Raw genomic sequence first — 15,012 nt, 5'->3', positions numbered from 1 at the left:
CTCAGCCAAGCTTGGCCCGGAAGAGTTCGAGGGTGCGGGCCCAGGCGGTGGCGGCGGCGCGCTGGTCGAAGTTCTCCGGCCGGTCCTCGTTGAAGAAGGCGTGCGAGGTGCCGGGGTAGTCGTGGACCTGGCAGGTGCCGCCGGAGGTCTCGATGGCGCGGCGGACGGTGCGTACGCCGTCGGCAGCGGAGGTGCCGTCCTCTTCGGAGCAGTGGATGAGCGCCGCCTTGCCCGCGTAGTCGGGCCACTCGGGGCGCATCCCGTCCCACGGCAGTCGGGGGTAGAAGGCGGTGGTGGCGACGATCCGCTCGGACCGGGTCGCCGCCCAGAGGGCCAGGCTCGCCCCGGCGCAGAAGCCCGCACAGCCCACCTTGCCGGCGACCTCGGGCCGGCTGGCGAGGTAGTCGGCCGCGCCGGCGATGTCCGCCGCCGCCTCGTCCATCTGCTGGCTGTTCAGCATCTGCCGGGGCTCACTCGGCTTGCTGGCCGGGCCGCCGTGGCGGAAGTCCGGGGCGAGGGCGACGAAACCGGCCTCGGCGAAGCGGTCCACGACCGCCCGGACGTGCGGCACCAGGCCCCACCAGTCCTGGATGACGATGACCGCAGGGCTGGTCGCACCGCCGGAGGGTATCGCGAGATACCCCTCGCTCGTCCCCCCGTTGCCGCGGTAGCTCACCATCTCGCCCATCGGCCGTCCTCCTAGCGGTCAGTCATCGTTGGCTGGTCGCACAGTGTTGCTACGTGTCGGTAGCCTGCCACGCCGTGAGCGCCCCGGGGAAGACGCCGGAACAGTGGCATACACCTCCTGTCTACGCCCTAGCCACGGACGCCGACGGCGGCGCGGACGATGTCCGCGCCGCCGTCGGCGGTCCTGTCGTGCCGGGGGATCAGGCCTTCTTCGTCAGGCACAGCAGGTAGCCGGTCTTGCCCGGCTCGATGCTGTAGTAGACGTAGCCCTCCTGGCCCTCCTTGATGTACTGCCCGCACGCCTCGCCGGAGCGGGCCTGCGCCTGGGTCTGCCCGTCGACGCGGCCGACCACGTTGTAGACGGCGTCGGTGGAGGTGCACTCGACGACCTTCGCGCCGTCGACCTTCTCCTCCTTGGTGCCGGTCACCTCGGGCAGCTCGGCGATGCAGTCGCCGACCTTGGCCTCAGCGGTCTCGTCCTTGTTGAAGAAGTTGCCGATCGCCGAGCCGATGCCGAACTTGAGGCCCGCGACGACCAGGAACACGACGATCGCGCCCACGATGCCGAGCAGCTTCTTGGAACCGGACTTCTCGGCCTGGGGCTCCGCCGGGGGCGGCGCCTGGACGGCCGACGGGGGCTGGGCGGCGTCCGGCGCGGGGGGCGGTGCGACCTGCTCTGACACGCGTTTTCCTTCCGGGGGGTGAGTGAGCAGACGACACCGTAGCGACCGGGACCGACAGCCGTTGCCCCGCTGGACTCATCCGTTCAGCTATTTCCCAGCTTCATTCCATGATCCTGTTCACGTCCGACTCGGCGCGGGGGTGCCGGCCGGCATGCCCGTCGATGCGGGCGCGGGGGTCGAGGTGCCGGTCGGCGTGGGCGTCGGGGTCGGGTTGCCCCCCGGTGCGGGCGCGGCCTCCGAGGGGGCGGGTACGGGCAGCCCCGGCGGGTTCAGCAGAGGCGGGGTGCTCGCGCCCGGCCGGGGCCCGAACGGCGCCAACTCCGGGCAGTACGGGTACGGGCGCAACAGCGCGTTGGCCAGGTTCAGGTCCGGCGGGTTCGGGCACATCGGACGACCGAGCCGGATCGGGTCGCCGTTCTGGTCGAAGAGCCGGGCGTTCTCCACCAGCTGGCCCTGCCGGTCGTAGACGAAAACGTCGCGGATGTGGTCGTACCGGCCGTCGATCGAGATCTGCTCGTAGTCGAGGTCGCCGCTGCCGACCCGGTCGTTCATGTCCGCCAGGCCGACCAGCCCGAAGATCACCAGCACCGCCGTGCCGACGTGCAGCACCCGCCGCTTGGGCCGGGTCAGGCCCGGCGTGTGGTGGCCGAGCCAGATCGAGGCGAGCACACTGCCGGCGAGCAGCACCAGGCCGGCCAGCAGGCTGCCGTTGAGCTCGGGCAGCACACCGAACGTGTCGCCGGTCGTGACCACCGTGACGAGCATGGCGGCCAGGTAGCCCCGCAGCACCCACCACGCCGGCCGGAGCAACCGGAGGAACTCGCTCGCTGAGGCGTACCCGAGGGGTGGTCCAAGCTGGACGTCCCAGCGGTGCGCCCGGGCGCGGAGCCGGTCCACGGCGACACCGAGGCGACGGTTGCGGCGCCCGCCGCCGCTGGTGGCGCCGACCCCGGCCGCGACGCGCAGCTCGGCCGCGTACGCCTCGGGCTCGCCGAGCCGGTCGACCAGCGAGCCGCCGGCCTCGGCGGCGACCTCGGCGAGGTGCTCCGGCAGGTCCTCGGTCAACTCGTCGCGCTGCGCCGGCGGCAGGTCGGCCAGCGCGGCCCGGACCCGTGCGGCGTAGTCCGCGATCTCCTGCTCCATGACGGTCATGCCGCCATCCCCCGATCGTCGAGCAGTGCGTCCATGGTGGTGGCGAACGAGCGCCAGAGCTTGCCGGAGCGGGTGAGCTGGTCCCGGCCGGCGGCGTTGAGTGAGTAGTACTTGCGGTGCGGGCCGGATTCGCTCGGCACGACGTAGGTGGTCAGCAGGCCGGCGGCGTAGAGCCGGCGCAGCGTGCCGTAGACCGAGGCGTCGCCGACCTCCTCCAACCCGGCGTCGCGCAGCCGGCGCAGGATGTCGTAGCCGTAGCCGTCCTCCTCGCGGAGCACGGCGAGGACCGCGAGATCCAGCACGCCCTTCAGCAGTTGTGTGGTGTCCACGCAATGCACACTAGTGCGCAATGCACAGTACCGTCAACGACATCGGACACGAGGAACGGATGCCGGATCAGGCCGCGCGGCGGGCCGCGTCGTCCGCGGTCCGCAGCAGATCCCGGAGTACGTGCACCAACGCGCGAGCCTGCGCGAGGTCGATCGGCCAACGCTCCGGCTCGTCGCCGGCGGACAGCTCCAGCAGCACTCCGGACGGGCGCAACCGCCCGACGTCCATCAGCCAGAGCCCGGCGCGCACCTGGATCACCTCGTCACCGCGGGGCGCCACGGGCCGCAGGCGGGACAGGTGCAGCGCGCTGGCTCCGCAGCCGCTCTCGGGTACGCACCACGCCGGGTGGGGGCCTCGGATCGCCACGTCGTCGCTCCTCGCTCGCGCTGTGAGGGCACTGTGGGCCCACGCCGGTTCCCATTCTCGTTACCGTCCGACTACGGTCGGAAGTCACGCGCGGGGCACCGCCCGACGGTGGTCGGCGCGGCCCGTCACGTGAGGCCAGGTGAGCGAGGTGTGATGACCGGATCGCAACTGTCGGCGTTGGATCTGCTGGCCGGCGAGCTGCGGCGGCTGCGCGCCGAGCGTGGGCTCAGCCAGGAGGAGCTGGCCCGGCGGATCAACTACTCCGGCTCGCTGGTCGGCATGGTCGAGATCGGCCGGCGTACGCCCTCGCTCGACTTCGTCCGCCGGGCGGACGAGGCGCTCGACAGCGGCGGCCTGCTCGGGCGGATCCTGCCGCTGGTCAGCCTGGAGACCGCGCCGGCCTGGTTCCGGCCGTGGGTGGCCGTCGAACAGGAGGCAGCCACGCTGTGGTGGTTCGAGATCTCGGTCCTGCCCGGCCTCCTCCAAACCGAGGCGTACGCCCGCGCCGTCCTTGAGGACGGGGGCCTGGTAACCGGCGCCGAGGTCGAAGAGCGGATGGCGGCACGACTTCAACGGCAGCAGATCCTCGACCGCGCCCAGCCGCCGCAACTGGTCGCGGTCGTTGACGAGAGCGTCCTGCACCGGCCGGTGGTGGATCAGTTCGGGGTGATGCGCGAGCAGATCGAGCACCTGATCGAACTGGCGGCGCGTCCACACATCCACCTGCACGTGATTCCAGCCGAGGTGGGTGTGCACGCCGGCGTGGCGGGGCCATTCATCCTGGCCGGCTACGCCGACGGGGGTTGGGTGGCGCATCTCGACAGCCCGCTGCGCGCCCAGGTGCTGGACCGCGCCGAGGACATTGCCAGCCTGCACCGCAGGTGGGAAAGTGTCCGCTCGGAGGCGCTGCCCCGACGGCAGTCGCTGGTGCTGATGCAGGAAGTGGCGAAGACATGGAGCTGACCGGCGCCCGGTGGCGCAAGTCCACGCGCAGCGGCAACGGCGGCGCCTCGTGCGTGGAGGTCGCCGACAACCTGCCCGGCGTGGTGCTGGTACGCGACAGCAAGGACCGCTCGGGCCCGGCGCTCTCCTTCGACCCGGCCGCCTGGTCCCGCTTCGTCACCGGGATCGCCCGGCCCGGCGCCTGACCCGCGACGTCGACCGCCCGCCCTCACGGCGGCACGCTCACGACCAGCGGTCGAGGACCCGGTCGACCAGTTCGCGCAGCCGGTCGCGGGAGTACGGCCCGAGGTGCAGGAGATGCCGGTAGTAGACCGGGCCGTACAACAGCTCGACGATCAACTGTAGGTCCGCGTCGACGGGCAGTTGACCCTGCTGCTGGGCCCGCGCAAGCCGCTGCTTCGCGACCGCGACCCTGGGGCCGACCAGTTGCTCGGTCAGGGCCGCCGCGAGCCCGGCGTCGTGCTGTGACTCCGCGATGAGCCTGTGCGGCAGGTCTACGCGGACCTGGCCGCCGGCCACCCGACGGAACCGGACTTCGGCACCGCCGAACGCACCCACCTGCTCATCGACGCCATCGCCCGCTCCGCCGCGACGGGCACGCGGCAACGGCTCCGCTGACCCTTCGGGGTCCGCCACGGGCGGCACCCCATGCCCGTGGCGACAGCGGGCGTGGGGAACGGACGCCGAGGCCTACACGAGGCTCCAGGCGATGCCGTCGAGGATGTCGTGCTCGGAGGCGACCACCGAGTCCATCCCCGCCCGTTCCATGATCACCCGGAGCACCAGGGCGCCCGCCCCGATCACGTCCGCGCGGCCCGGGTGCATGACCGGGATCGCCAGCCGCTGCTCCCGGCTCTTGCCGAGCAGGTCGGCGGTTGTCGCGGCCACCGCGTCGTACGACACCCGGGCGTGGTGGATGCGGCTCGGGTCGTACTCCTGGAGGCCCTGGGCGATCGCGACCACGGTGGTGACCGACCCGGCGAGCCCGACCAGCGTGGCGGCCTGCCGGCCCGGCACGGCCTCCAGCGCGCGGTCCACCGCCGCCGCGATGTCGGCCTGCGCGGCGGCGACCTCGTCCAGCCCCGGCGGGTCGCCGTGCAGGTGCCGCTCGGTCATCCGGACGCAGCCGATGTCCATCGAGATGGCCGCCTCGACGCCGCCCGCGCGGGTGCCGACGACGAACTCGGTCGAGCCGCCGCCGATGTCGACGACCAGGTACGGCTCGCGCGCGTCGGCGGGCAGCCCGCGCACCGCGCCCGTGAAGGAGAGCCGCGCCTCCTCGTCGCCGGTCACCACCTCGGGCGCGACCCCGAGGGTCCGCTCGACCATCTCCCGGAACTCGGCGGCGTTGGAGGCGTCCCGGGACGCCGAGGTGGCGCACATCCGGATCCGCTCCGCGCCCAGCTTCTCGATCTCGGCGGCGTACGAGGCCAGCGCGACCCGCGTGCGTTCGATCGCCTCCGGGGCCAGCCGCCCCGTCTTGTCGACGCCCTGGCCGAGGCGCACGATCTGCATCCGTCGGCTCAGGTCGGCCAGCGGAGCCTCCGGACCCGCCGAGGCGTCCGGCAGGTCGGCGACCAGCAGTCGGATCGAGTTGGTCCCGCAGTCGATGGCGGCCACACGCGTCGTCACGGCAGCAACCCTACGTCAGGCGCGCTCAGGTGACCCGGCGTAGCCCGCGTCCAGCAGTTCGGTGCCGAGCGGCGTCAACCGGTGCAGCACCGCGCCGCCGTCCCGGACGCTGGCGACCAGCCCCGCCGCCCGCAACGCCCCCGCGTGCTCGGACGCCGAGGAGGTGCTGATTCCGACGGCCCGGCCGAGCGCCGTGGTGGTGTGCCGGCCGGGGCCGGCGAGGCGGCGCAGCACCGCCGCCCGGGTCGCCCCCAGCAGGCGGCCCAGCGGATCGGGGGTGGTGGCCCTGATCAGGCGCGGCATCGGCGCGGGGTACACCACCAGCACCGGCCGACCGGGCTCCACCAGCACCCGGGGATGCGGGCCGGCCAGCGGCGAGGGCAGCAGGAGCAGGCCGTGGCCGGTGCCGGACAGCGAGGCGCTCCACCAGGTCCGCACCGTCAGCGTCGGCGCCTCCCATCGGATCGCCGGGTGCAGCGCGTTCAGCAGCCCGTCCAACCCGTGCGTGGCGAGTTGCGCGGTCGCCCCCGCCACGTGGTGCCGGTGCGCCTCCGTCAGGTCGGCCCAGTGCGGCGCGAGCACCGCGTCGTGCCAGGTGCCCAGGGCCCGGCCGAACAGGTCCATCGTCTCCCCGTCGGCCTCGGCGAACCGCCTGCGCAGCGGCGTCGCGGGCAACTGCGCGTACGCGGCGGTGACCTCCGCCCGGATGCGCCCGACGGGGGCTGCCCGGATCGCCTCCAGACCGGCGACGACCGATTCGAGGCCGTCCAGCGGGGTGAGGAAGTCGGGCAGGCGCCCGCGCGCGGGAAGCAGGTGCCGCAGCACGGAGGCGGCGGACCGGACCGGACCCGACGCGGAGGCCGCGTCCGCCGCGGGGCCCGGCGTCATCCGGGCCGTGTCCGCGTCGTGCAGCGCCTGGCAGGCCAGCAGGGACATGCCGACCGGGTGCAGGCGGTCGGCGAAGCGGACCCGGCACAGGTCCGCCAGTCCCAGGCGGAGACGGAGCATGCCAGCAGACTGCCGCTCTTCGGCCTGGACCGAAAGGGTTGCCCCGTTCGGGCGGGCCCATCCAGTGTGGACCGGGGTCACGGAGGGGGCGGGGCGTGCGACGGACGGTGGCAGTGCTGACGGGGTGCTCTTCGCCGTCGTCGCCACGGCGTGCGGTGGGGACCGGGGTCAGTCCCGGGTCACGCCGGCCCCGTCGCCTTCGGGGGCCGTCGAGCGCCCCGCCGCCGGCGACCACCGGCTCACCCTGGCGCACGGCGGGGCCGACCGCCGGTACCTGCTGCGGGACGACCGACGACGTCGGCTTCCTCAAGGACCTCACCGCCCACCTCGTCCGGACGTGGCGGGCCGATCCGGACCGGGTCTACCTCATCAGGATCTCCAACGGCGGGGACATGAGCTTCCGGGCCGCCGTCGAGGGCGAGAGGCTCTTCGCGGCGATCGGCGTGGTCAGCGGCGGCTACAGCGGCCTCCGAGACGTACGTGCCCCGGCGACCGGTCTCGGTGATCACCTTCATCGGCGGGCAGGACCGCTACGCCGACGTCTTCACCGAGGGCGTACGGACCTGGCAGCGACGGCTGCGCTGCACGCCGGCGACCGGCGCACCGCCGGCGGGCGCGCCACGGGTCACCCGCACCGGGCCGGTCAGAGGCGCAGCAGCATCCGGGTGTTGCCGAGGGTGTTCGGCTTGACGCGTTCCAGGTCCAGGAACTCGGCGACGCCCTCGTCGTACGAGCGCAGGAGCTGCTCGTAGACCGGCTGCGGCACGGGCGCGCCGTCGATCTCGGTGAACCCGAACGAGCCGAAGAACCGGGTCTCGAAGGTGAGCACGAAGATCCGGGCCACCCCCAGCTCGCGGGCGCCGTCGATCAGCTCCGCGACGATCCGGTGGCCGAGCTTGCGCCCGCGGCAGGAGGGGTCGACCGCCACCGTACGGATCTCGGCCAGGTCCTCCCACATCACGTGCAGCGCCCCGCAGCCGACCACCGCGCCGTCGCCGGCCCGGACCGCGACCCGGAACTCCTGCACGTGCTCGTAGAGGGTCACGGTGGCCTTGCTGAGCAGCCGCCGGTCGTCGGTGTAGGTGTCGACCAGCCGCCGGATGCCGCGCACGTCCGAGGTGCGGGCCCGCCGCACCACGATCTCGTCGGCCCCCGCCACGCCCCCGTCCGCGCCCGCCATGGTCAGTCCGCCGCCGGCACGTCCACGCACGGGCCGGCCGCCCACCACTTCTCCACCAGCGCCAGCGTCTCGTCGCCGAACGGGTTCACCCCGGGCCCGGCCCCGAGCGCGTGCCCGAGGTGCACGTGCAGGCACTTCACCCGGCCGGGCATCCCGCCGGCGGAGATTCCGGCGATCTCCGGCACCTCGCCGATCGCGTCCCGGCGGGCCAGGTAGTCCTCGTGCGCGGCGCGGTAGCGCGTGGCCAGCTCCGGGTCGGCGGCCAGCCGGTCCGCCATCTCCTTCATCAACCCCGCCGACTCCAGCCGGCTGCATGCCGCCGTCGCCCGGGGGCAGGTCAGGTAGAACAGCGTCGGGAAGGGGGTGCCGTCGGCCAGGCGCGGGGTCGTCTCCACCACGTCCGGCAGGCCGCAGGGGCAGCGGTGGGCCACGGCCCGGGTGCCCCGGGGCGGGCGTCCGAGCTGCGCGGCCACCGCGGCCAGGTCGGCCTCGGTGGCCGGTTCGCGCCGCGGCGGGGGTACGGAGTCCGCCGCCGGCTCCTGCGGTGGTACGACAGTCACGATGCTGATCTCTCGTTCGATGCTCGGGTGTTGCTCACCGGTCGGGCTGCTCGCCGTTGGCGGCCTGCACGCTCGACCAGAGGGTGTCGTACCAGGAAGCGGGGGTGACGGGTGCCGACGGGGCCGTGGACGAACCGGCGTCCCGGGCGGCGCCCGCCGGGTCGGAGAGCACCACCAGCAGCGTCTCGCCCGGTGGGCCCATGAAGAACCGCTCCCTGGCCTGGATCTTGATGTATTCCGGGTCCTGCCACTTGGCCGCCCGCTCGGACAGCTCCTCGATCGCCTCCCGCTGGGCGGCCTGGGCGGCTTCCATCCGTTCGATGTCGGCCTGCTGGTCCAGGTAGACGCGCACCGGGTAGGTGTAGGCCAGGGCGAGCGCGATCAGCACCGCGAAGAGCACGGTGGCCCGCCCGGTGAGGCCCCGGGAGCGGGGTGCGGAGAGCCGCTTGACGGTGCCGGCGGCCGTACGACGGGCCGCGGCGGGCCGGCTCGCGGAGCGTACGCCCTCCGCGCCCCGGGCCGCCCCCGGCGCGCGCCCGGCCGTGGCCCGCGACTCGGCGCGGACGCCGCCCTCGCGGACCGACGCCCGGGCGCCCCGGGCCCCGCCCGGCCGGCCGGTGTGACCCGGCCGACGGGCGGGGCGCTGACCGCCCGGTGTGCGGCGCTGCTGCATCGTCACACCCCTCCCCCGAGGCCTCGCGCGTCTCAGGCCGAACGGTAGCGCGGGAAGGCGCCCGCCCCGGCGTACCGCGCCGCGTCGGCCAGCTCCTCCTCGATCCGCAGGAGCTGGTTGTACTTCGCGACCCGGTCCGAGCGGGCCGGGGCACCGGTCTTGATCTGGCCGCAGCCCGTGGCCACCGCCAGGTCGGCGATGGTGGTGTCCTCGGTCTCGCCGGAGCGGTGGCTCATCATGCACTTGAAGCCGGCCCGGTGGGCCAGGTCCACCGCGTCCAGGGTCTCGGTCAGCGAACCGATCTGGTTGACCTTCACCAGGACCGCGTTGGCGGCCTTCTCGGCGATGCCGCGGGCGATGCGCTGCGGGTTGGTGACGAACAGGTCGTCGCCGACGATCTGGATGCGGTCGCCGAGCGAGGCGGTCAGCGTCTGCCAGCCGGTCCAGTCGTCCTCGGCCAGCGGGTCCTCGATCGACACGATCGGGTAGTCGCCGGCGAGCTTGGTGTAGTAGTTGCTCATCTCCTCGGCGGTCTTCGCGGTGCCCTCGAAGGTGTAGGTGCCGTTGTCGAAGAACTCGGTGGCGGCCACGTCGAGCGCGAAGACGATGTCGGTGCCGAGCCGGTAACCGGCCTTCTCCACCGCCTCGGCGATCAGGTCCAGGGCGGCGGCGTTGGTGGGCAGGTTCGGCGCGAAGCCGCCCTCGTCGCCGAGGCCGGTGGAGAGCTCCTTCTTCTTCAGCACCGACTTCAGCGCGTGGTAGACCTCCGTGCCGGAGCGCAGCGCCTCGCGGAAGCTGGGCGCGCCGATCGGCGCGATCATGAACTCCTGGATGTCGACGTTCGAGTCCGCGTGCGCGCCACCGTTGAGGATGTTCATCATCGGCACGGGCAGCAGGTGCGCGTTCGGGCCGCCCAGGTAGCGGAAGAGGCTCAGCTCGGCGCTGCCGGCCGCCGCCTTGGCCACCGCCAGGGAGACGCCGAGGATGGCGTTCGCGCCCAGCTCGGACTTGCTGTCCGTGCCATCGACGTCGAGCATCTTCTGGTCGATCAGCCGCTGCTCGCTGGCCTCGTAGCCGATCAGCTCGTCGACGATCTTGTCCTCGATGTTCGAGACCGCCTTCTCGACGCCCTTGCCCTGGTAGCGGTCGGCGTCACCGTCGCGCAGTTCGATCGCCTCGAAGGCGCCCGTGGAGGCGCCGGAGGGCACCGCCGCCCGGGCGATCGTGCCGTCGTCGAGCCCGACCTCGACCTCGACGGTCGGGTTGCCCCGCGAGTCCAGAATCTCCCGCGCGACGATTCCCTCGATGGTTGCCACTGAGTCGCTCCTCGTTTGTGTGTTCCGGTCCGGTATGGGCCGCGACGGTGCGGCTGAGGCAGTTGTTGAACGCAGCGTATCGGGCGACGCTCGGACGCGGGCGGTCCGGGCGCTCGCCGGCCCGACCCGAAACCTGCCTCCGGGCAATGCTTTACTCGGACATTCCCGGATTCTCGTGCCTCAACCGGCAACGGGTTTGCGCGCGGTTGGCCCGATCGGCCAGGCTGGTCGCCATGCCCGCCGCCTCGACCACCCTCCGCATGCTCGCCGTGTCGGTCATCGCGTCGCTCACGGTGACCGGTTGTCAGACCCTCGACGACGCCGGCCGCACGATCGGGCGGTCCGACCTGGTGAACGACATGGCCGCCCGGCTCGACCGGGCGCTGGAGCTGACCTACTCCGCCGACTACCAGCTCTCCGGCGGGCAGACCGCCACGATCGCCCAGGCCCAGGACCCGGCCCGCTCCGCCTACACCTGGCCCGGCGGCAAGCTCACCGTCACCCCGGAGGCGACGACCCGCTGCGAGACCGGCGCCGGGCGCGCGACCTGCACCCTGGAGGCCCCGCCCGCGCCCAACGCGAAGCCCACGGTGACCATGTTCACCGAGGCCAAGCAGCGGGGGCTGGTGACGCCGCCGGTCGTCGTGGGGCTGCTCACCACCGCCGCGCTGGACCCGGACGCGGTGATCGAGCAGAGCGACACCACCCTCGCCGGCCACCACGCCACCTGCGTCGACGTGGCGCAGTCGGCCGGGGACTTCACCGCCTGCGTGACCACCGACGGGGTGCTGGGCAGCTTCACCGGCCTGGTCGACGGCCGCCAGGTCGAGCTGGCACTGAGCCGCTACCGCGAGACGGTCGACGGCGCGGTGTTCGACCTGCCGCCCGACGCCGGCGTCGTGGACCGCCGCCCGGCCAGCTCGTGACCGACCCCGCCGGCGGTCCTCAGACGCCGAGCAGGGTGCGCAGGTGGCGCGGGGGCGGGCAGTCGTGGGCGAGCATCGCGTCGTGCCACTCGCGCACCGCCACGCCGGCCGGGCGGGCGGCGGCGATCGCGGCCACCTCGCTGTAGCCGACGAAGTACGTCGAGAGCTGCGTCGAGGTGAGCAGGGCGCGCCGCCACTTGCCGGCCGCCTCCCCCTCCTCCTGGAAGCCCCGCCCGGTCATCAGCGCCATCGCCTCGGCCTCCGGCAGCTCCTCGCAGTGCACGAGCTGGTCCAGCAGCGCGTTGATGGTCATCCGGAGCTGCATCTTGAGCTGCTGCAACCGCACCGGCAGGCCGCCGAAGCCGAGGCCGGCCATCAGCTCCTCCGTGTAGACCGCCCAGCCCTCGATGAAGGGGCCCGACTCGGTCAGCGCGCGGACCCGGGTGGGGCCGACGTGCCGGCGGGCGTGGGCGAGCTGGAGGAAGTGCCCCGGCATCGCCTCGTGCACCGTCAGGTTGCGGATCATGTGGTCGTTGTACTCGCGGTAGAACGACTCGACCCGGTGCGCGGGCCAGTCCGCCGGGGTGGGCGCGATGCAGTAGAACGTCGGCACGTCCGCCGTCTCCAGCGGGCCGGGCGAGTCGCAGTAGGCGACCGCCACGCCCCGGGCGAACTGGGGCATCTCCTGGATTACGCACGGGTCGTCGACCAGGGTGACCAGGTCATGGGCGCGCACGAAGTCGGTCGCCTCGTCCAGGGTGACCGAGGCGAGGTCCACGATGGTGTGGTCGTCCGGGTGCTCGGCGGCCAGCAGGTCCAGCGCCCGGCGTACCGTCTCGTCGTCGGCGGGGCCGCCGACCAGCTCGACGGCCGCCGCGCGGATCTCCTCGCCGACCCGGTCCAGGTTGGCCCAGGCCCGGCGCTGGATCTCGGCGGCGCCCAGCTCCGTGTCGAGGGTGTGCCAGAGCCGCGCCTCCCAGCGGCGGCGGCCCAGCCGCGGGTCCCGCCCGGGGCCGGCGTCGGCGGCCAGGCCCTGACGCAGCCACGCGACGAACTCCTCCAGCGCCGCGATCGCCGCGGTGGCGGCCGGCTCGACCCGGTCGTGCAGGGCGGGGGCCTGCGCGAGCAGCGCCGGCACCTCGTCGCGGATCAGCGCGGCCGCGCCGGTGAACTGCCCGACCGCCGTCTCCGCGTGGATGCGCGGCATGTCGCGCAGCGTCGCGCGCGCGGTCGCCAACGCGTCCGGTACGGCGGCGAGCCGGCCCGCCAGGCTGGTCAGCCGCACGTCGACCGGGGCGTACGGGCGGGCGAGCAGCGCGTGCAGCAGCGGCCCGGGGTTGTGCCGCAGCGGGTCCCACTCGTGCGCGCGGATGTCGCCGGACTCGAACAGCTCCCGGTCCACGAACGAGGTGAGCAGCGCGTGGTCGACGCGCTCCTCGACGTCCAGCGCGTCCGGGTCCAGCTCGGCGAGCGCGTCCGCGGCTTCCTTGAGCATGGTCCGGTCGGCCGCGACCGCCTCGGCGGAGAGGTCCGGCAGCCGGTCGTCGTAACGGTGGTCGCCGGTGGAGGTCGCGACCCCCGGCCGGCTCTCCAGCAACGCGTCGACGATCCGCTCCGCGAGCGGCACAAACGATTCCACCCGCCGACCCTACCGGGTCGACTCAGGCCTTTTCGGCGGCGCGGACCGCGTCCGCGTAGGCGAGGGCGGCGCGGCGCAGGGCCGCCTCCGGGTCCAGGCCCGCCTCGCGGGCCGCCGCGACCGTGGCGAGCAGGCCGGCACCGAGCCGCGCCTCCGGGTCCACCTGGGAATCCGCGAGGGGCGGCGGTACGGCGAGGCCGACCCGCCCGGCGCGCTCGAGGATCTTGGCGGCCAGGGCGAGGGCCGGCTGGCTCAGCGCGATGCCGTCCAGCACCGAGTCACGCGCCTTCTCGGTCCGCTTGATCCGCTCCCAGCTGGCCTCGATCTCCTCCAGGGTGCCGGCCTCGGCGTCGGCGAAGACGTGCGGGTTGCGCCGGACCATCTTGTCGACCAGCCCGCCGGCCACGTCGTCGACGGTCCACCGCTGCTCCTCGGGCAGTTCCTCGGCGAGGCGGGCGTGCAGCACCACCTGGAGCAGCACGTCGCCCAGCTCCTCGCGCAGCGCGTCGGTGTCCCCGGCGCTGATCGCGTCGTACGCCTCGTAGCACTCCTCGATCAGGAAGCCGGCGAGGCTGCGGTGGGTCTGCGCGCGCTTCCAGGGATCGCCGCCGGGAGAGGCCAGCCGGTCCATCACCGCCACCGCGTCGAGCAGCCGGGCGCCCGGCGGGTCCCAGGAGCCGTACATCAGCTCCAGCTCGGCCAGGCCGGGCTCGCGGGCCAGCCGCAGGCCCAGCTCGCGGGCCAGCGACTCGTCGCCGGCCGGGCCGGCCAGCCACACCGCGACGCCGTGCGACGCCGCCGCGTCGAGCAGCGCCTGCGTCGCCCGGCCGTCGACCACCGTGACCTCGGCGCCCGCCACGCGGACCGCCGTCGTCAGCTCGCTCTCCGCCCCTGCCAGCACCGGATGCCGGCGTACGACGTCCCACGCGGCGGCGGTCAGCAGCCCGGCCGGCAGCCGGGGCGAGGTGACGAGCAGGACGATCCGCGCCGGCATGCTCAGCTGTGGGTCTCGCCGGCCGCCTCGGGCACGACGGTGGGCAGCGGATCCGGGGTGGAGACGTCGGTGACCCCGTTGGAGCCGGCCTCGCCCAGCGGCACGCTCACCGCCGGCGCGTTGCCGGAGAAGCTCAGCACGGGGAACTCCAGCGGGCGGTAGCGGGGGTTGACCGTCACGTCGTACGCGGCGACCGCGTCGGCCAGCGACTTGCGGGTGGCCAGCGCGCCGCGCAACTGCTCGCCGTCGAGCTGGCGGGCGGCCGCCTCGTCGGGCACGTCGGCCGGGATGGCGCCCGCCTTGCGGCCCGCCGCCACCACGTCCGCCAGATCCTGCGCGGTCGGCTCGGCCGGTGCCCCGGTCGGCACCCCCGACAGGCAGTTGTAGAGCTCGGCGGACTGGCGCACATAGCCGGTGTCGGGCGACAGGCGCAACTGCTGGGCGACCTGCTCCGGCGCGACCTGCCCGCGCGGCTGGTAGTTCTTGTCCGCGGAGAGCCGCTCGCAGACCTCGGTCAACACGAGCATGCTGACGATCTGGCCGCGGTCGGGCAGCTGCGGCACCTGCGCCGGGGGCTGCCCCTCGGGCGCCTCGGGCGCCTCGGGCTGCCCGGTCGGCATCGGGTTCTTCGCCCGCAGGTCGTCGACGATCCCGGTGACGGCATCCTCGGTGATCCGCAGGTCACCGACGTAGGCGGCGACACCGGGCTCGGCACGGCAACCGGAGAGGGCGACGAGGCCGAGCGCCACGCTGGCGACGGCGACAAGACGGCGAGCACGCATGTCGGTCACTCTCTCATGCCGCCCGGGGCCGCCGTGACACCGCCCACCGGTCTCCCCGCGCGCCCGCCCCGCGCGCGCCCGGGTCCCCACCCCCTGCTCACCCGCCGGCTGCCGGTCAGCC

At 73.9% G+C, this 15,012-nt stretch carries 18 protein-coding genes; 3 read left to right on the top strand and 15 right to left on the bottom strand.

All coding sequences use genetic code 11. From position 1 onward, the window contains the following. Window position 1: 1 nt before the first annotated feature. From OG989_RS11755 to OG989_RS11735, 5 genes are all read right to left on the bottom strand, one after another. Window positions 2-688, bottom strand: coding sequence for a dienelactone hydrolase family protein (locus tag OG989_RS11755; protein ID WP_151457706.1), 687 nt, complete (start codon window positions 686-688; stop codon window positions 2-4). A 199-nt stretch (window positions 689-887) separates the two neighbouring features. Beyond that, window positions 888-1,370, bottom strand: coding sequence for an LppU/SCO3897 family protein (locus OG989_RS11750; protein ID WP_327030509.1), 483 nt, complete (start codon window positions 1,368-1,370; stop codon window positions 888-890). Window positions 1,371-1,487: 117 nt separating this feature from the next. Further along, window positions 1,488-2,522: an HAAS signaling domain-containing protein gene (locus OG989_RS11745; RefSeq protein ID WP_327030508.1), complete on the bottom strand. Its 1,035-nt coding sequence runs from the start codon at window positions 2,520-2,522 to the stop codon at window positions 1,488-1,490. Further along, window positions 2,519-2,851 (bottom strand): PadR family transcriptional regulator, encoded by a 333-nt coding sequence (locus OG989_RS11740; protein WP_089001967.1) that lies wholly within the window; start codon window positions 2,849-2,851, stop codon window positions 2,519-2,521. Before OG989_RS11740 ends, OG989_RS11745 begins: the two co-directional genes overlap by 4 nt. 67 nt (window positions 2,852-2,918) lie before the next feature. Continuing rightward, a complete protein-coding gene (locus tag OG989_RS11735) occupies window positions 2,919-3,218 on the bottom strand; it encodes a hypothetical protein (protein ID WP_327030507.1) in 300 nt (99 codons plus the stop codon). 153 nt (window positions 3,219-3,371) lie between these two features. Here OG989_RS11735 and OG989_RS11730 point away from each other — a divergent pair, with 153 nt between their 5' ends. Both OG989_RS11730 and OG989_RS11725 read left to right on the top strand, forming a co-directional pair. Next, window positions 3,372-4,181, top strand: a complete 810-nt coding sequence (locus OG989_RS11730) for a helix-turn-helix domain-containing protein (protein ID WP_327030506.1) — start codon at window positions 3,372-3,374, stop codon at window positions 4,179-4,181. Continuing rightward, window positions 4,172-4,366 carry a DUF397 domain-containing protein gene (locus OG989_RS11725; RefSeq protein ID WP_327030505.1) on the top strand — a complete coding sequence of 65 codons (195 nt, stop codon included), beginning with the start codon at window positions 4,172-4,174 and terminating at the stop codon, window positions 4,364-4,366. The genes OG989_RS11730 and OG989_RS11725 overlap by 10 nt, the downstream gene beginning before the upstream one ends. Window positions 4,367-4,403: 37 nt before the next feature. Here the strand turns inward: OG989_RS11725 and OG989_RS11720 are convergent, their stop codons facing one another. The 7 genes from OG989_RS11720 to eno all read right to left on the bottom strand — a co-directional run bounded on the left by OG989_RS11720 (window position 4,404) and on the right by eno (window position 10,550). Further along, window positions 4,404-4,739, bottom strand: a complete 336-nt coding sequence (locus OG989_RS11720) for a TetR-like C-terminal domain-containing protein (RefSeq protein ID WP_327030503.1) — start codon at window positions 4,737-4,739, stop codon at window positions 4,404-4,406. A gap of 132 nt (window positions 4,740-4,871) precedes the next feature. After that, window positions 4,872-5,801, bottom strand: coding sequence for a Ppx/GppA phosphatase family protein (locus tag OG989_RS11715; RefSeq protein ID WP_327031148.1), 930 nt, complete (start codon window positions 5,799-5,801; stop codon window positions 4,872-4,874). Window positions 5,802-5,828: 27 nt separating this feature from the next. Further along, window positions 5,829-6,821: an ArsR/SmtB family transcription factor gene (locus tag OG989_RS11710; protein ID WP_151456308.1), complete on the bottom strand. Its 993-nt coding sequence runs from the start codon at window positions 6,819-6,821 to the stop codon at window positions 5,829-5,831. Window positions 6,822-7,464: 643 nt separating this feature from the next. Beyond that, the gene (locus OG989_RS11705; protein ID WP_151456306.1) at window positions 7,465-8,001 is read right to left on the bottom strand and encodes an amino-acid N-acetyltransferase; all 537 of its coding nucleotides are present in this window, start codon (window positions 7,999-8,001) and stop codon (window positions 7,465-7,467) included. A gap of 2 nt (window positions 8,002-8,003) precedes the next feature. Continuing rightward, window positions 8,004-8,561 carry a DUF501 domain-containing protein gene (locus OG989_RS11700; RefSeq protein ID WP_327030502.1) on the bottom strand — a complete coding sequence of 186 codons (558 nt, stop codon included), beginning with the start codon at window positions 8,559-8,561 and terminating at the stop codon, window positions 8,004-8,006. A gap of 34 nt (window positions 8,562-8,595) precedes the next feature. After that, window positions 8,596-9,234: an FtsB family cell division protein gene (locus tag OG989_RS11695; RefSeq protein ID WP_151456310.1), complete on the bottom strand. Its 639-nt coding sequence runs from the start codon at window positions 9,232-9,234 to the stop codon at window positions 8,596-8,598. A gap of 32 nt (window positions 9,235-9,266) precedes the next feature. Continuing rightward, a complete protein-coding gene (eno, locus tag OG989_RS11690; protein ID WP_151456304.1) occupies window positions 9,267-10,550 on the bottom strand; it encodes a phosphopyruvate hydratase in 1,284 nt (427 codons plus the stop codon). 233 nt (window positions 10,551-10,783) lie between these two features. Between eno and OG989_RS11685 the strand changes: the two genes are divergently transcribed. Next, window positions 10,784-11,476 carry a hypothetical protein gene (locus OG989_RS11685; protein WP_151456303.1) on the top strand — a complete coding sequence of 231 codons (693 nt, stop codon included), beginning with the start codon at window positions 10,784-10,786 and terminating at the stop codon, window positions 11,474-11,476. A 19-nt stretch (window positions 11,477-11,495) separates the two neighbouring features. Here OG989_RS11685 and OG989_RS11680 read toward each other — a convergent pair whose 3' ends face one another. Genes OG989_RS11680 through OG989_RS11670 form a run of 3 tightly spaced genes read right to left on the bottom strand, consistent with a single transcriptional unit; the run spans window position 11,496 to window position 14,891 of the window. After that, on the bottom strand, window positions 11,496-13,115 hold the full coding sequence (locus OG989_RS11680) for a DUF885 domain-containing protein (RefSeq protein WP_151456302.1): 1,620 nt from the start codon (window positions 13,113-13,115) through the stop codon (window positions 11,496-11,498). Between the two features lie 22 nt (window positions 13,116-13,137). Next, a complete protein-coding gene (locus OG989_RS11675; protein ID WP_327030501.1) occupies window positions 13,138-14,109 on the bottom strand; it encodes a nucleoside triphosphate pyrophosphohydrolase in 972 nt (323 codons plus the stop codon). Window positions 14,110-14,111: 2 nt separating this feature from the next. After that, window positions 14,112-14,891 (bottom strand): hypothetical protein, encoded by a 780-nt coding sequence (locus OG989_RS11670; RefSeq protein ID WP_151456300.1) that lies wholly within the window; start codon window positions 14,889-14,891, stop codon window positions 14,112-14,114. Window positions 14,892-15,012 lie beyond the last annotated feature (121 nt).

The organism is Micromonospora sp. NBC_01740 (genome assembly GCF_035920365.1).
GTDB lineage: Bacteria > Actinomycetota > Actinomycetes > Mycobacteriales > Micromonosporaceae > Micromonospora > Micromonospora reichwaldensis.
The sequence above is the reverse complement of the archived record's forward strand: the minus strand, read 5'-3'. Positions and strand labels throughout refer to the sequence as shown.

Coding starts and splice junctions, on each gene's coding strand:
- OG989_RS11730 (WP_327030506.1), top strand. CDS start 3,372: ATGACCGGATCGCAACTGTCGGCGTTGGATCTGCTGGCCGGCGAGCTG.
- OG989_RS11675 (WP_327030501.1), bottom strand. CDS start 14,109: ATGCCGGCGCGGATCGTCCTGCTCGTCACCTCGCCCCGGCTGCCGGCC.
- OG989_RS11710 (WP_151456308.1), bottom strand. CDS start 6,821: ATGCTCCGTCTCCGCCTGGGACTGGCGGACCTGTGCCGGGTCCGCTTC.
- OG989_RS11685 (WP_151456303.1), top strand. CDS start 10,784: ATGCCCGCCGCCTCGACCACCCTCCGCATGCTCGCCGTGTCGGTCATC.
- OG989_RS11745 (WP_327030508.1), bottom strand. CDS start 2,522: ATGACCGTCATGGAGCAGGAGATCGCGGACTACGCCGCACGGGTCCGG.
- OG989_RS11670 (WP_151456300.1), bottom strand. CDS start 14,891: ATGCGTGCTCGCCGTCTTGTCGCCGTCGCCAGCGTGGCGCTCGGCCTC.
- OG989_RS11755 (WP_151457706.1), bottom strand. CDS start 688: ATGGGCGAGATGGTGAGCTACCGCGGCAACGGGGGGACGAGCGAGGGG.
- OG989_RS11705 (WP_151456306.1), bottom strand. CDS start 8,001: ATGGCGGGCGCGGACGGGGGCGTGGCGGGGGCCGACGAGATCGTGGTG.
- OG989_RS11725 (WP_327030505.1), top strand. CDS start 4,172: ATGGAGCTGACCGGCGCCCGGTGGCGCAAGTCCACGCGCAGCGGCAAC.
- OG989_RS11695 (WP_151456310.1), bottom strand. CDS start 9,234: ATGCAGCAGCGCCGCACACCGGGCGGTCAGCGCCCCGCCCGTCGGCCG.